The 17,037-nt window shown below is 39.2% G+C and carries 18 protein-coding genes; 12 read left to right on the forward strand and 6 right to left on the reverse strand.

Annotation, left to right across the window (positions count from 1 at the left end; translation table 11 throughout):
• Nucleotides 1-56: 56 nt before the first annotated feature.
• Nucleotides 57-209, forward strand: coding sequence for a lmo0937 family membrane protein (locus ABDW32_RS04905; protein WP_138097065.1), 153 nt, complete (start codon nucleotides 57-59; stop codon nucleotides 207-209).
• An 11-nt stretch (nucleotides 210-220) separates the two neighbouring features.
• On the opposite strand, the gene ABDW32_RS04910 is transcribed toward ABDW32_RS04905, so the two are convergent.
• Nucleotides 221-904 carry a 2-C-methyl-D-erythritol 4-phosphate cytidylyltransferase gene (locus ABDW32_RS04910; RefSeq protein ID WP_343560010.1) on the reverse strand — a complete coding sequence of 228 codons (684 nt, stop codon included), beginning with the start codon at nucleotides 902-904 and terminating at the stop codon, nucleotides 221-223.
• Nucleotides 905-989: 85 nt separating this feature from the next.
• Nucleotides 990-2,039: a tRNA preQ1(34) S-adenosylmethionine ribosyltransferase-isomerase QueA gene (gene queA, locus ABDW32_RS04915; protein ID WP_077435390.1), complete on the reverse strand. Its 1,050-nt coding sequence runs from the start codon at nucleotides 2,037-2,039 to the stop codon at nucleotides 990-992.
• Nucleotides 2,040-2,222: 183 nt separating this feature from the next.
• Here queA and ABDW32_RS04920 point away from each other — a divergent pair, with 183 nt between their 5' ends.
• The 3 genes from ABDW32_RS04920 to ABDW32_RS04930 are packed head-to-tail and all read left to right on the forward strand — an operon-like array spanning nucleotide 2,223 to nucleotide 5,100.
• Nucleotides 2,223-3,467 (forward strand): ABC transporter permease, encoded by a 1,245-nt coding sequence (locus ABDW32_RS04920; protein ID WP_175992005.1) that lies wholly within the window; start codon nucleotides 2,223-2,225, stop codon nucleotides 3,465-3,467.
• A gap of 7 nt (nucleotides 3,468-3,474) precedes the next feature.
• Nucleotides 3,475-4,143, forward strand: coding sequence for a DUF2306 domain-containing protein (locus ABDW32_RS04925; protein ID WP_343560015.1), 669 nt, complete (start codon nucleotides 3,475-3,477; stop codon nucleotides 4,141-4,143).
• A 42-nt stretch (nucleotides 4,144-4,185) separates the two neighbouring features.
• Entirely contained in the window at nucleotides 4,186-5,100 is a 915-nt protein-coding gene (locus tag ABDW32_RS04930) for a YARHG domain-containing protein (RefSeq protein WP_343560017.1), read from the forward strand.
• Nucleotides 5,101-5,288: 188 nt separating this feature from the next.
• Here the strand turns inward: ABDW32_RS04930 and hisD are convergent, their stop codons facing one another.
• Both hisD and hisG read right to left on the reverse strand, forming a co-directional pair.
• Nucleotides 5,289-6,581, reverse strand: a complete 1,293-nt coding sequence (hisD, locus tag ABDW32_RS04935) for a histidinol dehydrogenase (RefSeq protein WP_343560019.1) — start codon at nucleotides 6,579-6,581, stop codon at nucleotides 5,289-5,291.
• A gap of 21 nt (nucleotides 6,582-6,602) precedes the next feature.
• Nucleotides 6,603-7,454, reverse strand: a complete 852-nt coding sequence (gene hisG / locus ABDW32_RS04940) for an ATP phosphoribosyltransferase (RefSeq protein WP_077435380.1) — start codon at nucleotides 7,452-7,454, stop codon at nucleotides 6,603-6,605.
• 443 nt (nucleotides 7,455-7,897) lie between these two features.
• Between hisG and ABDW32_RS04945 the strand changes: the two genes are divergently transcribed.
• The 3 genes from ABDW32_RS04945 (at nucleotide 7,898) to ABDW32_RS04955 (ending at nucleotide 10,974) form a co-directional block, all read left to right on the forward strand.
• Nucleotides 7,898-8,488: a phosphatase PAP2 family protein gene (locus ABDW32_RS04945; protein WP_343560021.1), complete on the forward strand. Its 591-nt coding sequence runs from the start codon at nucleotides 7,898-7,900 to the stop codon at nucleotides 8,486-8,488.
• A 28-nt stretch (nucleotides 8,489-8,516) separates the two neighbouring features.
• Nucleotides 8,517-9,587: a Gfo/Idh/MocA family oxidoreductase gene (locus tag ABDW32_RS04950; protein WP_343560023.1), complete on the forward strand. Its 1,071-nt coding sequence runs from the start codon at nucleotides 8,517-8,519 to the stop codon at nucleotides 9,585-9,587.
• Between the two features lie 139 nt (nucleotides 9,588-9,726).
• The gene (locus tag ABDW32_RS04955; RefSeq protein ID WP_343560025.1) at nucleotides 9,727-10,974 is read left to right on the forward strand and encodes a hypothetical protein; all 1,248 of its coding nucleotides are present in this window, start codon (nucleotides 9,727-9,729) and stop codon (nucleotides 10,972-10,974) included.
• A 106-nt stretch (nucleotides 10,975-11,080) separates the two neighbouring features.
• On the opposite strand, the gene ABDW32_RS04960 is transcribed toward ABDW32_RS04955, so the two are convergent.
• Nucleotides 11,081-11,704: a 7-carboxy-7-deazaguanine synthase QueE gene (locus ABDW32_RS04960; protein ID WP_121121488.1), complete on the reverse strand. Its 624-nt coding sequence runs from the start codon at nucleotides 11,702-11,704 to the stop codon at nucleotides 11,081-11,083.
• Nucleotides 11,705-12,045: 341 nt separating this feature from the next.
• Between ABDW32_RS04960 and thrS the strand changes: the two genes are divergently transcribed.
• From thrS to ABDW32_RS04985, 5 genes are all read left to right on the forward strand, one after another.
• Nucleotides 12,046-13,971, forward strand: a complete 1,926-nt coding sequence (thrS, locus tag ABDW32_RS04965; RefSeq protein WP_343560031.1) for a threonine--tRNA ligase — start codon at nucleotides 12,046-12,048, stop codon at nucleotides 13,969-13,971.
• A gap of 11 nt (nucleotides 13,972-13,982) precedes the next feature.
• On the forward strand, nucleotides 13,983-14,543 hold the full coding sequence (gene infC, locus ABDW32_RS04970) for a translation initiation factor IF-3 (RefSeq protein ID WP_077435368.1): 561 nt from the start codon (nucleotides 13,983-13,985) through the stop codon (nucleotides 14,541-14,543).
• A 41-nt stretch (nucleotides 14,544-14,584) separates the two neighbouring features.
• Nucleotides 14,585-14,785 (forward strand): 50S ribosomal protein L35, encoded by a 201-nt coding sequence (rpmI, locus tag ABDW32_RS04975; RefSeq protein ID WP_002993964.1) that lies wholly within the window; start codon nucleotides 14,585-14,587, stop codon nucleotides 14,783-14,785.
• A 99-nt stretch (nucleotides 14,786-14,884) separates the two neighbouring features.
• Nucleotides 14,885-15,229: a 50S ribosomal protein L20 gene (rplT, locus tag ABDW32_RS04980; protein WP_046674462.1), complete on the forward strand. Its 345-nt coding sequence runs from the start codon at nucleotides 14,885-14,887 to the stop codon at nucleotides 15,227-15,229.
• A 266-nt stretch (nucleotides 15,230-15,495) separates the two neighbouring features.
• Complete coding sequence (locus tag ABDW32_RS04985; protein ID WP_343560035.1) at nucleotides 15,496-15,942, forward strand: DUF3060 domain-containing protein; 447 nt, start codon at nucleotides 15,496-15,498, stop codon at nucleotides 15,940-15,942.
• A 114-nt stretch (nucleotides 15,943-16,056) separates the two neighbouring features.
• Here the strand turns inward: ABDW32_RS04985 and rimK are convergent, their stop codons facing one another.
• Entirely contained in the window at nucleotides 16,057-16,992 is a 936-nt protein-coding gene (gene rimK / locus ABDW32_RS04990; protein ID WP_343560037.1) for a 30S ribosomal protein S6--L-glutamate ligase, read from the reverse strand.
• Nucleotides 16,993-17,037 lie beyond the last annotated feature (45 nt).

Genomic DNA, 17,037 nt, shown 5'->3' on the forward strand with positions numbered 1-17,037 from the left:
CATTTCTCGTTGTTATACTTATACACAAATAGAACAACGTATTAAATTATAAAGAAATGGGAAATTTATTGTACATCATCGCCGTTATTTTAGTGATCATTTGGGCGATCAGCTTTTTTGGAGGTTATGCGGGCGGGAATATTATTCACATCCTATTGGTGATTGCAATTATCGTCGTATTATTGCGCGTAATCCGAGGTAACGCCTAATCTATCCACTATTACATCAAATTCAAATAAAAATGGGCAATTTGTAGATCCTGCGGATAGGTGATTTTTATATTTTTAGAATCTCCTTCTACAATAGAAATGCGATTGCCTATTTTTTCGACGACTGATGCATCATCTGTAAATAAAGGATCCTCTTTTTGATTGTAAGCCCTTATCAATAATTCCGCTTGAAAGATCTGGGGAGTCTGTATTAGCCAAATCTGGTTCCGGTCGGTCGCATGATTTGAAATATTGTCGCCAATCCGTATGGATTCGACACTTTTTTGCGCCAAAACGATAGCTTGATGCTGATAGGCACCTTGGAACGCCCTCTTGATTAATGATGTGGACACGATGGGACGGGCTCCATCATGGACAGCAATATAATCGTTGGTTTTTATTTTAAAATTTTCCTGGATATATTTAATACCATTCTTTACACTCTGAAAACGAGTGCTACCTCCAAACGTTAAATGTACCGCTGTATCATAGTTCAGTTTTGCACATAATTCCATCCAGAATTTTTCCATTTCTTTGCTGATGACCAAGATAATTTCTGAAATATCCGATGACTGTTGAAAATGGTTGATAGTGTGCATAATGACCGGTAAGCCGTTTAAATCTAGAAATTGCTTTGGTAGATCACTATTCATACGACTTCCCGTTCCGGCGGCAACGATAATGACAAAATTCATGGATGAAGATTAAAGGTTATTATTTAAAAAAACGTGGATAGTTTGTTGCTACCCACGTTTCGAGATATCGTTTATCTAAAACTGACTAAATGATCAACATGGCATCGCCATAGCTATAGAATCTATATTTTTCTTTTACAGCAACTTCATAAGCATTCATCACATTTTCATATCCTGCAAATGCTGCAATCATAACCAATAAAGTAGATTCCGGTGTATGGAAATTGGTAACCATTGAATTTGCAATGCTGAAATCGTAAGGTGGGTAGATAAATTTACTTGTCCAGTCTGAAGCAGCTTTCAAATGATGGTCTGCTGAGACAGAGGATTCGATGGCACGCATTGATGTGGTTCCGACAGCACAAACGCGACGTTTATTATCAATCGCTTTGTTTACTATTTTCGCAGCTTCCTCCGTAATAATAAATTGCTCAGAGTCCATTTTATGTTTCGTCAAATCTTCAACTTCCACCGTACGGAAAGTACCTAGGCCGACGTGTAATGTCACTTCAGCAAAATCAACGCCTTTAAGCTCCAAACGTTTCATTAATTCACGTGAGAAGTGAAGACCGGCTGTTGGTGCTGCTACTGCACCTTCATTTTTAGCGTAAATAGTTTGGTAACGGAATTTATCTTCCGGAGTTGCTTTACGTTTGATATATTTAGGAAGTGGAGTTTCTCCTAAAATTTCGATATTACGACGGAATTCTTCGTCGGTACCATCGAATAGGAATCTGATCGTACGTCCTCGTGAAGTTGTGTTGTCAACTACTTCCGCCACTAACAGGTCATCATCACCGAAATATAATTTGTTACCGACACGGATTTTACGTGCTGGATCAACCAATACATCCCAAAGACGAAGTTCATTGTTCAATTCGCGTAACAAGAAAACTTCAATCGTAGCTCCAGTTTTTTCTTTATTACCATATAGGCGCGCTGGAAAAACTTTTGTATTGTTTAATATCATGACGTCTTTGTCGTCAAAATAATCCAATACATCTTTGAAAATTTTGTGTTCAATTTTACCAGTATCTTTATGTAGGACCATCAAACGCGATTCGTCACGATTTTCAGAAGGTTCAGAAGCAAGTAGTGATTCTGGTAAGTTGAATTTAAATTGAGATAACTTCATCTTTAATGATATATATTTTAATGTCTGCCTTTCAGTGCATTACAGTGCACCAAATACTAGGTTGCAAAAAGCATACAAAGTTATAACTTTTTTGGGTATCAGAAGGTCTTATTTCTAATTTATAGATATATTTTATTGATTTTGACATTAAATCAAAACTATATTGTATTTTAGAATACAATTATGTTATTCCTTAGATTGATATTGGAAAGTTGTCAGTTTGCGTTTTCTGCATTAAAGGACAATCGTACACGTACCCTGCTTTCCCTGCTCGGCGTGACTATCGGTATTTTTACTATTATAGGCGTATTCTCGGCGGTGGATACCTTACGAAATAATATTGAGGAATCTGTAAAGAAGATCGGTAGTAAGACTCTTTATATTGAGAAATGGCCTTGGGACGGCGGTCCCAATTATCCCTGGTGGAAATATTTGAACAGGCCTGAACCTACCTATAATAACTATCAGGATCTAAGAAGTCGTATGACAACCGCAGAATACATGGCTTATATGATCAATATCGGTAACACAACGATTAAATATAAGAACAATTCCGCCCAAGGTTCGTCGGTAAATGCGGCTACCTATGAGAACCTGTATATTCAAAATTTAAATATTGTTAATGGTCGGTATTTTGCGGAGAGCGAATCCAGGGGGGGAGCTTTGGTTACTGTTTTGGGTGCTAATATTGCAGAAGGGCTTTTTCCTAATGAGGAGCCTGTGGGGAAATATATTAGTATGTTGGGCAGAAAAATTCAGGTAATCGGTGTTTTAAAAAAAGAAGGTAACGGTGTGCTAATTAATACCTCACCTGATGATACCGCCTTTATTCCATTTGAATTGGCCCGTAATCTTGTCAATTACGATAATTTTTCACCAAGTATTGCGATGGTTATTAAGTCCGGTTATACATTGGCGGAAGCTGAAAGTGAAGCAAAAACGTTGATGCGCTCAATCCGCCGTATTTCTCCGCAGCGTGAGGAAAATTTTTCCATTAACCAAACAACAATGATTACAGGGGCATTGGATCAGCTTTTCGGTATTATCAATCTTGCGGGTCTCTCGATTGGTATTTTTTCTATTTTAGTTGGTGGTTTTGGTATTGCCAATATCATGTTTGTGAGCGTCAAAGAACGTACACATATTATTGGAATCCAAAAAGCATTGGGAGCTAAAAACTTCTTTATTTTATCGCAGTTTCTCATTGAGTCTATTGTCCTTTGTCTGCTCGGTGGCGGGATCGGTCTTTTTGTGGTCTATTTTCTGGCATTTATTGTTCAATTGGCTACAGGTGTAGCTATTGTTGTTAGTCTAAAGATGGTTATTCTTACAGTATCTCTTTCTACTTTCATTGGCCTGATATCCGGAATCGTTCCTGCTTTAATGGCTTCTCGTTTGGATCCTGTCGAGGCAATTCGGAGCAAATAAACTCGTTATGGTAAAAAAGGCTCAAATATCGGTATTGAATGGATTTTGGCTTTTACTTTTTGCCTACAGCTGCATGTTGATGGCAGAAATCACCTGGCGTTATCATAGTTTTGCATTAGATGCAAATTTTCTAATGATTAAACAAACGGAGATAGCGGAGCTTTGGTGGTATAGGTATGCTTTCTATGTACATGTCTGTACGGCAATACTCGCCTTACCTGCTGGTTTTACTCAATTTAATTCAGGTCTACTTAAAAAATACCCCTTATGGCATCGTGCGATCGGTTACGTGTATGTCATTAGCATTTTGGGATTTGCTGCACCTTCGGGAGTATTGATTGGGACGGTCGCTAATGGGGGCTTATTTTCGGTCATTTCCTTTGAATTTCTTGCGCTCAGTTGGTTTTATTTTACCATACAGGCTGTTCGCCTGGCAATTCAAAGGAAGTTTAAAGGACATCAAGAATTTATGTTGCGCAGTTTTGCCCTGACCTGTTCAGCCCTTACATTGCGTTTCTGGAAAGTGATTTTGGTTTATCTATTCCAGCCTAATCCGATGGATCTTTATCAGATTATTGCCTGGCTGGGCTGGGTACCGAATTTATTACTCGTGGAATATATTATTTATCGTAAAAATCACAATTTAAGAAACCAGCATGAACTGTCTGGTTCATAAATGGAATATATTCGTTAGCTTAACAAGATAAATTATAGAGATATGAAAAGGAATATCTATTTACTATTGATACTTTCTGCCCTAATCGGCTGTAAGGAGCAAACAAAGAAGACGGCTATTAAGCCCTCGGTACAAGATTCTACTGTGCTTGAACACGAAGCACATCAGGAACTTTACGGTAATTGGGTAGGGGACTTTCTGATTGATGAAAATTCGCTTGAAGAGGGGACGGAATTGCCGACAACGGATTATAGTCCAAAAATAAACCTAACCATCAAAAAAATAACGGATAAGGGAAACGTTTTTGGGCAAAATGTAGTTAAAGGGAACTTGCGTTCTTTGACGGGAAAACTTGAAGGCAATGGAAATGCGATACAGCTTTTATTGGATGAGCCTGGGGATAAAAAATCGGATGGCCGTTTTGAGATAAAATTGAAGGATGATACACTAATCGGGAGTTGGGTAGCTTATGACCAGGGAGTGAAGATTAAGAAAAGGAGTTTCAAATTATTGAAAAAACAGTTTGCCTATAATCCAAATCTGATGTTAACTAATCAGGATGAGGAATTTGGAACGTTGGTGGATTGGATCAATGCGAAAAAGCAGGAAACAACAGACAAAGATGGTGATTCAACCTATACCTATGTAATGGAATATTACCGTTCGGCCTCTCCAGCTGTATTCAGTATAAATGCTTCGAAACAAAAACTGCTGGAGAAAGACTTAAAAAATCTGAAAAAATTAGATCTAGAGATTATTCGAAATACGATTTTCGCACGTCATGGCTATGCGTTTACCAAACCCTCCATTCGTCAGTTCTTCGATCCGGTAGATTGGTATGTCCCGGTATCGAAAGACGTTAGTGCAGATCTTAGTCCATTGGAAAAAGATAATATTGCTCTTCTGACCAGATTTGAGAAATACGCGACAGATAATTACGATACATTTGGAAGGTAGCCCTATTTGTTTTTTGATGCATGTTATAAATAGAAGAAAAAAGGGGGTAGCAACAGATCAAACCGTCACTGCAGATTGACTATTGGATAACCGGTAGTCGCGTATAGCAGATGACATTAAAGAAGAGCGGGGTGTCCAATTTTTTTGGACACCCCGCTCTTCTTATTTCTTATTTGACACTGTCAAAGCTATATGTATTGGTTCCGAATAGAAATCGCATTTTTATGCGCCTGTAGTCCCTCGAGCTCGGCAAGTATTTCAACTGTAGATCCAAGCTGTTGGAGTCCAGTTTCGTTGATATGCTGGAATGTTATTTTCTTGACAAAAGAGTCGACGGAAACACCAGAATAAGAGCGGGCATATCCAGAAGTTGGTAAGGTATGATTTGTGCCTGACGCATAGTCACCGGCGCTTTCTGGCGTAAGGTGACCTAAGAAGACTGAACCTGCATTGCTGATAAAGCGTGTCAGCGATTGCCACTGATCCGTCTCCAGGATCAGGTGCTCGGGAGCATATTCGTTTGAAAACTGTAAGGCCTCTTGAAGGGTGTCGACGGTTACCGCATAGGAGTTTTCAATCGCTTTTGAGGCAAGTTCTTTACGTGGTAACACCGATAATTGTGCTTCTAATTGTCCGTTAACGGCATCTACAATAGCTGTGGAAGTGGCAACCAATACTGCTTGACTGTCTACGCCATGTTCTGCCTGCGCGAGTAGATCTGCGGCAATAAATGCTGGATTAGCTGTTTCGTCAGCAATAACAAGCACTTCAGAAGGACCTGCAGGCATGTCTATGCTCACGTTGGTTAATCCCTGTATAATTGATTTTGCCTTGGTAACAAATTGGTTGCCCGGACCAAAGATTTTATCAACTTTAGGAATAGATTGTGTACCAAATGCCATTGCTGCTACCGCCTGTGCACCACCTACAAGATAGATCCGCTTAATATTGAGTAGTTTCAAACAATAGGCGACAAATCCATTAATCTTTCCATTGGATTGTGGCGGTGAACAAACCACGATTTCCTTACATCCTGCAATGCGGGCTGGGATGCCCAGCATCAATAATGTACTCGGCAGTACCGCAGAGCCGCCAGGGATATATAAGCCCACTTTTTCAATCGGACGTACTTCCCGCCAGCATTTTACTCCAGGCATTGTCTCGACTGTACGTTCTCTTTTAAGCTGCGTGCTATGGAATCTGTGAATATTTTGGAACGCGATTTCTAAAGCGCGCTGCTGGTCACGTTGGATTGTCGCGGCTAATTCATCAATGTCCGCTTCATCCAAAAAAAGCCTGTTAAGCTGTACTTTATCAAATTTTTCGGCATATTCATGCAGAACAGTATCGCCCTGCGTCTGTACCTGCTGAATAATATCTTGGACCACTTCTTGAATTGAATTGTTCGGATCTGTATTCCGCGCAACCAATTGTTGCAGTTCCGCTTTTCCTAAAGATTGGTATTCATATTTTTTTAGCATGGTCGTACGAATAGGTCAAGTTTAAAGAATGATTTTTTCAATCGGCATTACAACAATTCCTTGTGCGCCCGCTGCTTTCAATTTGTTGATTTTATCCCAAAAGTCGTCTTCAGTAATAACGGTGTGTACCGCTACCCAGCCTTCTTCAGCCAACGGAACTACAGTTGGACTTTTTACGCCATGTAATAAAGAAGTGATGGCAGGGAGATTCTTTTTTTCTACATTCAATACCACATATTTGGTTTCCTTTGCCAAAAGAACTGACTCTATACGTTGAACTAATTCGGTTAGGATTTCATTTCCTTCAAGCCCTTTTCTACCCACGAGAATAGCCTCAGAATTTTTGACATCAGCAAAAGGTTTTAGACCATTGCTTTTCAACGTTCCACCCGTGGATACAATATCACATATAGCGTCGCTAAGGCCCAGACCAGGTGAAATTTCGACAGATCCAGATATCAATCGTATATCCGCATTGATTTTGTAATCGTCGAGGAAATTTTTAAGGATATTGGGGTAGGAGGTGGCAATCGCTTTGCCGTTAAGGTCTTTAATATCTTGAATGGAGCTATCTTTCGGTATCGCTAGTTTCAATGTGCATTTTCCGAAGCCTAGCCGTTTGATATATGCTACTTTTGATTCCGTTTCATCGATGATATTTTCGCCCACGATACCAAGATCAGCTATTCCCTGTTCGACATAGCCTGGGATATCGTCATCTCTGAGAAACAATATTTCCAAAGGGAAGTTGCCTACCGTGGTAATTAAGGAACTTTTGTAGTTTTCAAAATCCAAACCACAGTTTTTTAGTAATTGAACAGATTTTTCGTTTAACCTACCCGATTTTTGGATAGCAATTTTAAGATTTTTCAACGCTTTATAAATGTTAGCAGTAAATTATTAATAATAAGAAATCAAACAAGAGGGAAGGTATTCTACGTAAGAACACATTAAATTAACATATCGCCACAATGGCGATGATGCAAATGAAAATGATGTACGTAGGTATAGACCATGTTTGTATTAATAACTGAGAGCAAATGTATAGTAAATTAATGGGAAATACAAAATATCATTTTAAAAAGTTTAAAGAACCGATCTGTGATGATATAAATCACTAACATTTCCTGCTGTTTTCTATAAAGTTTGAAACATTGACTGGCAACTCTTAGAAATTTCCTTATTTTTAAGGAGCGAAGTTTTTAGTGTGATTGAATCCGTGGCAAATGGTGGTTATATTGCTTGTATTAGCTTTTGCGGATGAAATAGAATTGACTAAAAAAGCTGAATATCACATGATAAATAATCTATAGCAGATGAAAAGAGTTGTATTTATATTAATAAGTTGGGTGACATGTATTACTGGTACAGTAATCGCTCAGGAAAATCCGGCATCCACTTTAGATATTCGTATTTTGGAATCTATAGCTGAGACAAGAACTGAACCCCAAACACAGACTTTTAAAGTGCTCTCTGATATCAACAACTATGTTCAGGTTGCCGTTCCTGTTGGTCTATTAGTTGCTGGTGCTATCAATAACGATAAGGCCATGCGTCAAAATGCACTTTACGTAGCAAGTAGTACAGCTGTGACGGCATTGGTTAATGTGGGAATAAAACATCTAATCAAGCGGAGTCGGCCTTTTAAAAAATATCCGAATTTTATATCTGTTCGTAAGGCTGGTGGTTATTCTTTTCCTTCAGGCCATACTTCGTCGGCTTTTGCAACGGCTTCAAGCTTGTCCCGTGCCTATCCAAAATGGTACGTTGTTGCGCCCTCTCTACTTTGGGCGGGCAGTGTTGGCTATTCCAGAATGTACCTTGGTGTACATTATCCAACGGATGTGCTCGCTGGTGCGGTGCTGGGTGCTGGGTCTGCCTTTGCATTAGATGGGTTAAGAAAATAAAATAGAAATAAGTTTAAATGAATAATTGATGCAAGTAATAAAAATATTGGTTGTAGGTTGTGGTAATATGGGCGCTTCTCATGCGAAGGCCTACCACGACTTAGATGGATTTGAGATCGTTGGTCTGGTTGCTAGAGGAGATAGTAAACATAAGCTTAATGCGGAGTTAGGCGCTGATTATGCACTTTTTGAATCTTACGAAGAGGCATTGGAACAAACAAAACCTGATGCTGTCTGTATTGCGACCTATCCTGATACCCATAAGGATTATGCGATTAAGGCTTTCGAATCGGGGGCTCATGTTTTTATTGAGAAGCCTTTGGCGGAAGATGTCACATCTGCAGAAGAGGTAGTGAATGCCGCCATAAAGTATAATAAAAAACTGGTTGTAGGATATATCCTTCGTTATCATCCTTCATGGATGAAATTTATTGAGCTTTCGAAGACTATGGGGAAACCTTTGGTGATGCGGATGAATCTTAATCAACAAAGCCATGGGTATATGTGGAATGTTCATCGCAATCTGATGTCAAGCCTAAGTCCAATAGTTGATTGTGGTGTACATTATATTGATGTGATGTGCCAGATGGTAGGGGCCAAGCCGATACGTGTTTCGGCGATAGGCGCCCGGCTTACAGACGATATACCTGATTGGAACTATAATTATGGTCAGCTTCAGTTGCATTTCGAGGACGGTTCTGTAGGTTGGTACGAAGCAGGCTGGGGACCTATGGTGAGCCAAAATGCCTTTTTCGTCAAAGATGTTTTCGGTCCCAAGGGTTCGGTGTCCATTGTTGCTGACAAAGCAAGCAACGAAGGTAAATCGGATTCGGTGGCGGCGCATACACAAACAGAAAGTCTGCGGATACACTACGCTGATTTAAATGCAAAGAATGAATTTGTTAAAAAAGACGAGTGGGTGAACTTGGCCGATGAGCCCGATCACCAGGAATTGTGTAATAGGGAGCAACGCTTTTTTCAGCAAGCCATCCTGGAGGATATTGATCTGTATTCTTCCATGCAAGATGCAATCAACAGCTTACGTATAGCACTTGCTTGCGACGAAGCGGTTAAAACAAAACAGACAATATTATTGTAATTTTGGTTCTTTTAGGATTCACTGTTTTTTTTCCCTTTTATAAAAAATCGAGCAGGAAAAGCAATTAAATAAAAAATATAGCAGAAGGATAGGCTTTTTGGTCTATCTTTTGTTATTTAGCTATATATTTATCATTCTTATGAAGAATTTATTCAAAGTGGCTTTGTTGTTTGGACTGTCTATTCCTGTGGTGCATGGGCAAGATAAGCAATGGCAGATGGAATTGGTGTTTAAAGGTGAGATTTCACCCGAAAAATTTGAAAATGAGATTCCTGAATTTGCAAAAGAGTTTTACGAGCCTTTTTTGAAAGGAAAGGCGGCCTATAAGAATGTTGAAGTCTTAGCAGATGCGAATTATTCTTCAGCTGTTGTCAATCAGAAAGAGCATGCTATTTTAAATAGAAAATTGGCGAAAACCTATTCTTTTTCAGCAGGAGATGATATTGTAACAGCGGAACCCTATCACCCTTCTTATAAAATTGTTAGTAATAAACTCAAAGAATCTGAAGCCCCATATGTATGGATGCAAGATTTAGGCGAGATTGAAGACGTCGCTGGTGTAACCTGTAAGAAAGCAAAATTATTTATTAAAAATCAGGCGGATTCTGCGGAAGCAACCGTATGGTATTCGGAGGCGGTGCCAGCATACTATATGACTGCTTTTTCATTTGTAAATGACCTCCCGGGAGCGGTGCTTAAACTGTCGCTGGGACAAAGTACAGACTTGGGCTTTGAGACAACAAAGGTATCTCATGTTTTAGCCGTGGAAGGTTTTCAACTGCCTCAGGATGTTAAAGTTGTTGATATATCAGGAAGTGGTCATACAGAAGAAGGTGAGGATGTCAGTTTGTTTGAGGATACTTTTCCCCTAGATAAGTCGCTCAAATGGGTTATGTTGAAAGATAATGATACAAATGATGAATATTACGGCATAAAGAGTTCAACAGGACAAGAGGTTTTGCCATGTTCACTTTTTTCATTGGCTTATTTTAATGACCGGATTGCCATCGTTTCAGATAAGGATAATTACTTTTGGTTATTGGACAAAAAGGGGAACAAAGTCAATAAAACTGGATTTGACTGGCTCACCCCAGCGACTGAACGATTGGCTATTTTTCAAAAGGATGGAAGTTTTGGGTTGGTCACACAGGAAGGAAAGGTTCTGCTCGATAAGAAAGAAAATATAAGCAAGTTTTTGAATAATTATTTGATGTTCTCGGAAGATGGGAAAATAGGTTTGTTGGATGAGAACGGGAAAATTGTCATTAATCCAGACCTATTATTTTTGGATGTAGATAGTACAGGCAAAGTTTTAGTCAGAGATAAAGAAGGGGAGGAAACCAAAACTCTTGAATTTGATGTGTTTATCAAAGAATACGTAAAGTAATTAGATTTTTCTGAATAGAAGGCCGCTAAGCTAGGTCAGTATAAATAAAGCATTCAATCTAAGACGATTGAATGCTTTATTTATTTTGATTATTTTTATATTCCGGTTAAGGGATATTAAGAAATTTGTGTGTCTGCAGAGAAATGTCCCATTTTGGATTTTCCTTGACATAGTCAATGATAGAAGGTGTCATCTCTTTGGATTTCGACCATTCTGGTTGTAGATATAATCTGCAATTTGGTCCAACTAATTGAGCATATTCCTCACCCCAGGCAAAATCGCTTTTATTGAAAACAATCACTTTGAGTTCACCGGCGGCATCAAGCACGTCTTTTCGTGGGGCTTTGAATTTCTTTGGAGATAAGCATATCCAGTCCCATTCCCCACTTAATGGGTATGCGCCTGATGTTTCAATAAAAGTTTTTATGCCTGCGGCATGGAGCCCTTTTGTGAGGTAATCCAAGTTATAGATAAGCGGTTCGCCGCCTGTGATAACAACTGTTTTAGCTGGATATTTTTTAGCATTTTCAATAATTGAATCTGCGGCTGTCAGTGGATGGATTGACGCATCCCAGCTTTCTTTTACGTCGCACCAATGGCAACCCACATCGCAACCGCCTAATCTAATGAAATAAGCAGCAGTCCCGGTGTGGTAACCTTCTCCTTGGATGGTATAGAATTCTTCCATCAAAGGTAATCGTGTTCCGTCTTCTGGTACTTGATTCGACATAGTTAAAATTTGAGTCTGCAAAGGTAGCAAATATTAATGATATGCTCAATTTCTCCTGTCGATTTCGATGGAATTCGTGTCATTTCTACAGGATTTGAAAAATGAATGAAGATTGGTTTTCGGATCTGACCTATGTTCTATTCACGTAAAACAGGACTTATCTATAAAATATAGAAGGAATGTTCAAAAGGGATAAGAGTTCGTGAAAACTCTGTTTATTACCAGAAATTTTGCTAAATTTGTTTCACAATTTATTTATCGAAAACATAAGTGTAATAACATAATTGTACATGTTGTTTTGTGTTTTCTATTTTTTAACAATATAAAAATCATAGTTGTAAATGATTAAAATTACACTACCTGATGGTTCCGTAAGAGAATATCAAAAAGGAATCACTGCAGCCGAAATTGCCTTATCGATCTCTGAGGGTCTAGCAAGAAATGTTCTTGCGGCCGAGGTGAATGGTGAAGTATGGGATTCTGCCCGTGCTATCGAAGAAGATTCTAGCGTTAAATTGTTGACCTGGAATGATACAAAAGGAAAGTCTACTTTTTGGCATTCTTCGGCTCACTTGCTGGCGGAGGCTTTAGAAGCCTTATATCCTGGAATTAAATTCGGTATTGGACCTGCAATTGAAACAGGTTTTTACTACGATGTTGATTTTGGCGACCGTGAGTTTTCTTCGGATGACTTTAAAGCAATTGAAGATAAAATGTTGGAACTTGCCAAACGTAAAGAAACTTTCGAACGTAAAGCTGTTTCAAAGTCTGACGCTTTAGCGTATTTCACTGAAAAAGGTGATGAGTATAAACTTGATCTGATCAAGGATCTGGAGGATGGAAAGATTACATTCTATACACAGGGGGATTTTACAGATTTGTGCCGTGGCCCTCATATTCCAAATACAGGCTTTATCAAAGCGATCAAACTGACTAACGTCGCTGGTGCATATTGGCGAGGTGATGAATCCCGTAAACAGTTAACACGTATTTATGGGGTCACTTTCCCGAAAGCATCTGAGCTCACTGAATATCTGAAGTTTATTGAAGAAGCGAAAAAACGTGATCACCGCAAGTTAGGTAAGGAGCTGGAGCTTTTTGCATTTTCTGAAAAAGTTGGGGCTGGGTTACCTTTGTGGTTACCAAAAGGAGCTGCGTTACGTCAAAAGCTGATCGATTTCTTACAAAAAGCACAATTGAAATCTGGTTATGAGCCCGTAGTTACTCCGCATATTGGCCACAAACAATTGTACGTGACTTCTGGTCACTATGAGAAATATGGTGCGGATTCCTTTCAACCGATCAAAACGCCTATTGAAGGTGAAGAATTTTTGTTGAAACCGATGAACTGTCCGCATCACTGTGAGATCTATAAGGTAAAGCCGCGTTCATATAAAGATTTACCGGTTCGTTTCGCTGAATTTGGTACTGTATATCGTTATGAGCAATCAGGTGAGTTGCATGGATTAACACGGGTGCGTGGGTTTACGCAAGACGATGCACACTTGTTCTGTCGTCCGGATCAGGTGAAAGATGAGTTTAAGAAAGTAATAGATCTAGTCCTTTATGTATTTGGAGCATTAGGATTCAATGATTATACTGCGCAGGTATCCTTACGTGATCCCGAAAACCGTACAAAGTATATCGGTACCGACGAAAACTGGGCCTTAGCTGAATCAGCAATCATTGAGGCTGCGGAAGAAAAAGGCTTGCCAACAGTGGTTGAATATGGTGAAGCAGCTTTTTATGGTCCTAAATTGGACTTTATGGTGAAGGATGCGCTGGGACGTAAATGGCAGCTAGGTACCATTCAGGTAGACTACAACCTGCCTGAACGTTTTGAATTAGAATATACTGGCAGCGATAATATGAAACACCGTCCAGTCATGATTCACCGTGCACCATTTGGATCTTTGGAGCGTTTTGTAGCTGTATTGATCGAACACTGTGCTGGGCAATTTCCGTTATGGCTTGCGCCTGAGCAATTTATCGTCTTGCCAGTGTCAGAAAAATACGAAGAATACGCACAAAATGTTTTGAATTCGCTAAATAATTCCGATATTCGCGGACTGATAGACTTACGTGACGAGAAGGTGGGCAGAAAAATCAGAGACGCCGAAGTGAAAAAGCTTCCTTATATGCTAATTGTAGGGGAAAAAGAGGTAGAAAATGGCACAGTTTCTGTACGTAAACATGGCTCAGTAGAATTAGGATCTATGACTGCTGACGAATTTAGAGATATATTAATTAAGGAAATAACCGTTTAATTTTTAAACATTTGGCATTAAAAAGACCCGGTGGTCCAAGACCACCAATGAGAAAGAAAGAACCAGATCACCGCATTAATGAGTTAATCAAGGTACCTGAGGTACGTTTGGTAGGAGATAATGTGGAACAAGGAGTTTACCCTACACGCAAAGCGTTAGAGTTGGCTGATGAGTTGGAACTTGATTTAGTGGAGATTTCGCCAAATGCTGTACCGCCGGTTTGTAAGATTATCGACTACAGTAAGTTTGTTTACGAACAGAAGAAGAAACAAAAGGAAATCAAAGCTAATGCAAAACAGACTGTTATCAAAGAAATCCGTTTCGGACCTAACTCTGGTGAACATGATTTTGATTTCAAATTGAAACATGCGATTAAGTTTCTAGAAAGTGGTGAGAAAGTGCGTGCGTACGTACACTTCAAAGGTCGTGCTATCGTACACAAAGATCAAGGTGAGATCTTGTTGTTACGCTTCGCTCAGGCACTCGAAGATTACGGTAAGGTAGAACTTTTACCAAAATTGGAAGGTAAGCGTATGTTTTTGACAGTAGCTCCAAAGGCTCCTAAAAAATAATAAAAGAATTCTAACAGATTGATATAAAATTTATAAGTATTATGCCAAAAGTTAAAACCAATTCCAGCGCAAAGAAACGTTTCAAATTGACTGGAACAGGTAAAATTGCAAGAAAAAACGCTTTCAAAAGCCACATCTTGACAAAAAAGAGCACAAAACGTAAACGTAACTTAACACAAACAAGTTATGTATCTGATGGCGATATGGGCAACGTAAAACGTATGCTTGCTATCGGTAAATAAGTTTTATTCGATTTTATTTAATAATAATTTTTTAACCGGGTACAGGGTCGTAAGTTCATTGAAATACATGGCACCTTTTACCAAACTAATTTTAAAAATATGCCACGTTCGGTTAACGCAGTAGCTTCAAGAAGAAGACGCAAAAAAATCCTAGGCCTTGCAAAAGGTTACTTTGGATCACGTAGCAAAGTTTATACTATTGCTAAAAATACAGTAGAAAAAGGTTTACAATACGCTTACCGCGATCGTAAAACCAAAAAACGCGAGTTTAGAGCTTTATGGATTCAACGTATCAACGCTGGAGCTCGTCAACACGGAATTTCTTATTCCCAATTGATCGGTAAATTAAACGCTAAAAATATTGGTTTGAACCGTAAGGTTCTAGCTGATTTAGCTTTAAATAACCCAGAAGCTTTCAAAGCAGTTGTAGACGCAGTAAAATAGAGTTTTTAATCCGCTGTCAATTTGTTAGAGATATTAAAGGAGCCCAAAGGCTCCTTTTTTGTTGGCATCTGCTGGTCTAGTAAGACTAGTGTAGTTTTTTTGGGACGATATCTGTATGTAAGGGCGGCAGAGTGGCATTGAATTTATTCGTTTGAATCCCTACGTGTAACCAATTTGTACTATTTCAGTTATCAAATTATATCTAATAACCATGCCGATTCCATATTAGGTTTGATTTTTGTACAGCGTGCTATAAACATACAATTATGAAAAGAAGAACGATCGCATTTGGTTTTTCACTCCTGCTATTAGGTGGTGTAGTTGTGGCTAAAGGGCCAGGTTATAAAGCATCCATAAAGGTTGTAGCTGATCAACAAGGAAAAGTTATATCAATTGAGGGGGTAGGAAACACCCGGACTATAGAAGCCAAAGGTGGAGAAACAATCCAAATTGAAGGTGCTGATAATAAGGTCGTGATACGCGGTAATGTTAGTAAAGTGATTATTGAAGGCAAAGGGAATACAGTGACCGGAAATGATGTGTCAACAGTGACAATAGAGGGCGCCGATAATATGGTTAATCTAGGTTCTTTGGAAACTGTACAGATTGAAGGTATTAAAAATCACGTTCATTACAAATCTACTAAAAACAAATCTGGCCAAGCAAAGGTCTCCACCGAGGGCGCTGACAATATGGTTATGAAGGTGAAATAATAAAAATTTTAAATAAAAAGGTTTTTGCATTATATAATGCTGAAATACCCCCAAAAAGTGTCTAACTTTTGGGGGTATTTTAAGACAACCTTTTTATCTTTTAATCCCGAGCAATTAAAGTTTACTCTCTCTCTTTTTCTTTTTCTTCACTACTTTTGGCATTTGTGCCCGCTTCATTTCATATTGTCTTTCGATATATTGAATGATTTCGGATGCAATATCTTTTTTTGTAGCTTTTTCTATTCCCTCCAATCCAGGGGAAGAGTTGACTTCGAGCACCAAAGGCCCCCGGTCTGAGGGAATCATATCCACACCGCATACGGTAAGCCCTAATTGGGCTGCAGCAGCAATGGCAGTTTCTCTTTCTGCCTTACTCAAGCGGATGACCTGCGCTGTACCACCACGATGTATGTTTGAACGAAATTCACCTTCTTTAGCTGTACGTTTCATTGCCCCCACAACTTTCCCGTCAACGACAAAAGCTCTGATATCGGAGCCTTTTGACTCTTTGATGAACTCTTGTATCAATATATTGTTTCCGAGGCCGTAGAAAGCTTCTATGACAGATGATGCCGCCTTTTTAGTTTCAGCTAAAACAACACCGATTCCCTGTGTGCCTTCCAATAGTTTAATTACTAAGGGGGCGCCGCCAACCATACTGATCAGATCGTCAACATCAGATGCTGTGCGTGCAAAACCTGTAATGGGAAGGCCGATGCCAGCACCGGACAAAATCTGCAAGCATCTCAACTTATCTCTCGATCTGGTGATTGCTTGGCTGGGATTTGCAGAAATCACATCCATTACCTCAAACTGTCTGACAATAGCTGAACCATAAAAAGTGACCGAAGCGCCTATTCGGGGAATAATAGCGTCAATACCACTGAGATCCTGTCCTTTGTAATGAATACTGGGTTTACCTTGTTGAATGCCAACGTAACACTTGCTGTGGTCTATGACAACACATTCATGTCCTCTTTGTTGTGCGGCTTCTACGAGACGACGAGTTGAGTATAAACTCTTTACTGTCGATAATACGGCAATTTTCACGGTTTGTATATTGAATATATATTTTTGTGCTAAGATAACAAAATA

The organism is Sphingobacterium sp. (assembly GCF_039596235.1).
In the GTDB taxonomy this organism is placed as follows: domain Bacteria; phylum Bacteroidota; class Bacteroidia; order Sphingobacteriales; family Sphingobacteriaceae; genus Sphingobacterium.

What these genes read in the sequence shown, in the direction of transcription:
- ABDW32_RS04905 (WP_138097065.1), top strand. Translation starts at nt 57, where the DNA reads ATGGGAAATTTATTGTACATCATCGCCGTTATTTTAGTGATCATTTGG.
- ABDW32_RS04910 (WP_343560010.1), bottom strand. Translation starts at nt 904, where the DNA reads ATGAATTTTGTCATTATCGTTGCCGCCGGAACGGGAAGTCGTATGAAT.
- queA (WP_077435390.1), bottom strand. Translation starts at nt 2,039, where the DNA reads ATGAAGTTATCTCAATTTAAATTCAACTTACCAGAATCACTACTTGCT.
- ABDW32_RS04920 (WP_175992005.1), top strand. Translation starts at nt 2,223, where the DNA reads ATGTTATTCCTTAGATTGATATTGGAAAGTTGTCAGTTTGCGTTTTCT.
- ABDW32_RS04925 (WP_343560015.1), top strand. Translation starts at nt 3,475, where the DNA reads ATGGTAAAAAAGGCTCAAATATCGGTATTGAATGGATTTTGGCTTTTA.
- ABDW32_RS04930 (WP_343560017.1), top strand. Translation starts at nt 4,186, where the DNA reads ATGAAAAGGAATATCTATTTACTATTGATACTTTCTGCCCTAATCGGC.
- hisD (WP_343560019.1), bottom strand. Translation starts at nt 6,581, where the DNA reads ATGCTAAAAAAATATGAATACCAATCTTTAGGAAAAGCGGAACTGCAA.
- ABDW32_RS04945 (WP_343560021.1), top strand. Translation starts at nt 7,898, where the DNA reads ATGAAAAGAGTTGTATTTATATTAATAAGTTGGGTGACATGTATTACT.
- ABDW32_RS04950 (WP_343560023.1), top strand. Translation starts at nt 8,517, where the DNA reads ATGCAAGTAATAAAAATATTGGTTGTAGGTTGTGGTAATATGGGCGCT.
- ABDW32_RS04955 (WP_343560025.1), top strand. Translation starts at nt 9,727, where the DNA reads ATGAAGAATTTATTCAAAGTGGCTTTGTTGTTTGGACTGTCTATTCCT.
- ABDW32_RS04960 (WP_121121488.1), bottom strand. Translation starts at nt 11,704, where the DNA reads ATGTCGAATCAAGTACCAGAAGACGGAACACGATTACCTTTGATGGAA.
- thrS (WP_343560031.1), top strand. Translation starts at nt 12,046, where the DNA reads ATGATTAAAATTACACTACCTGATGGTTCCGTAAGAGAATATCAAAAA.
- rpmI (WP_002993964.1), top strand. Translation starts at nt 14,585, where the DNA reads ATGCCAAAAGTTAAAACCAATTCCAGCGCAAAGAAACGTTTCAAATTG.
- rplT (WP_046674462.1), top strand. Translation starts at nt 14,885, where the DNA reads ATGCCACGTTCGGTTAACGCAGTAGCTTCAAGAAGAAGACGCAAAAAA.
- ABDW32_RS04985 (WP_343560035.1), top strand. Translation starts at nt 15,496, where the DNA reads ATGAAAAGAAGAACGATCGCATTTGGTTTTTCACTCCTGCTATTAGGT.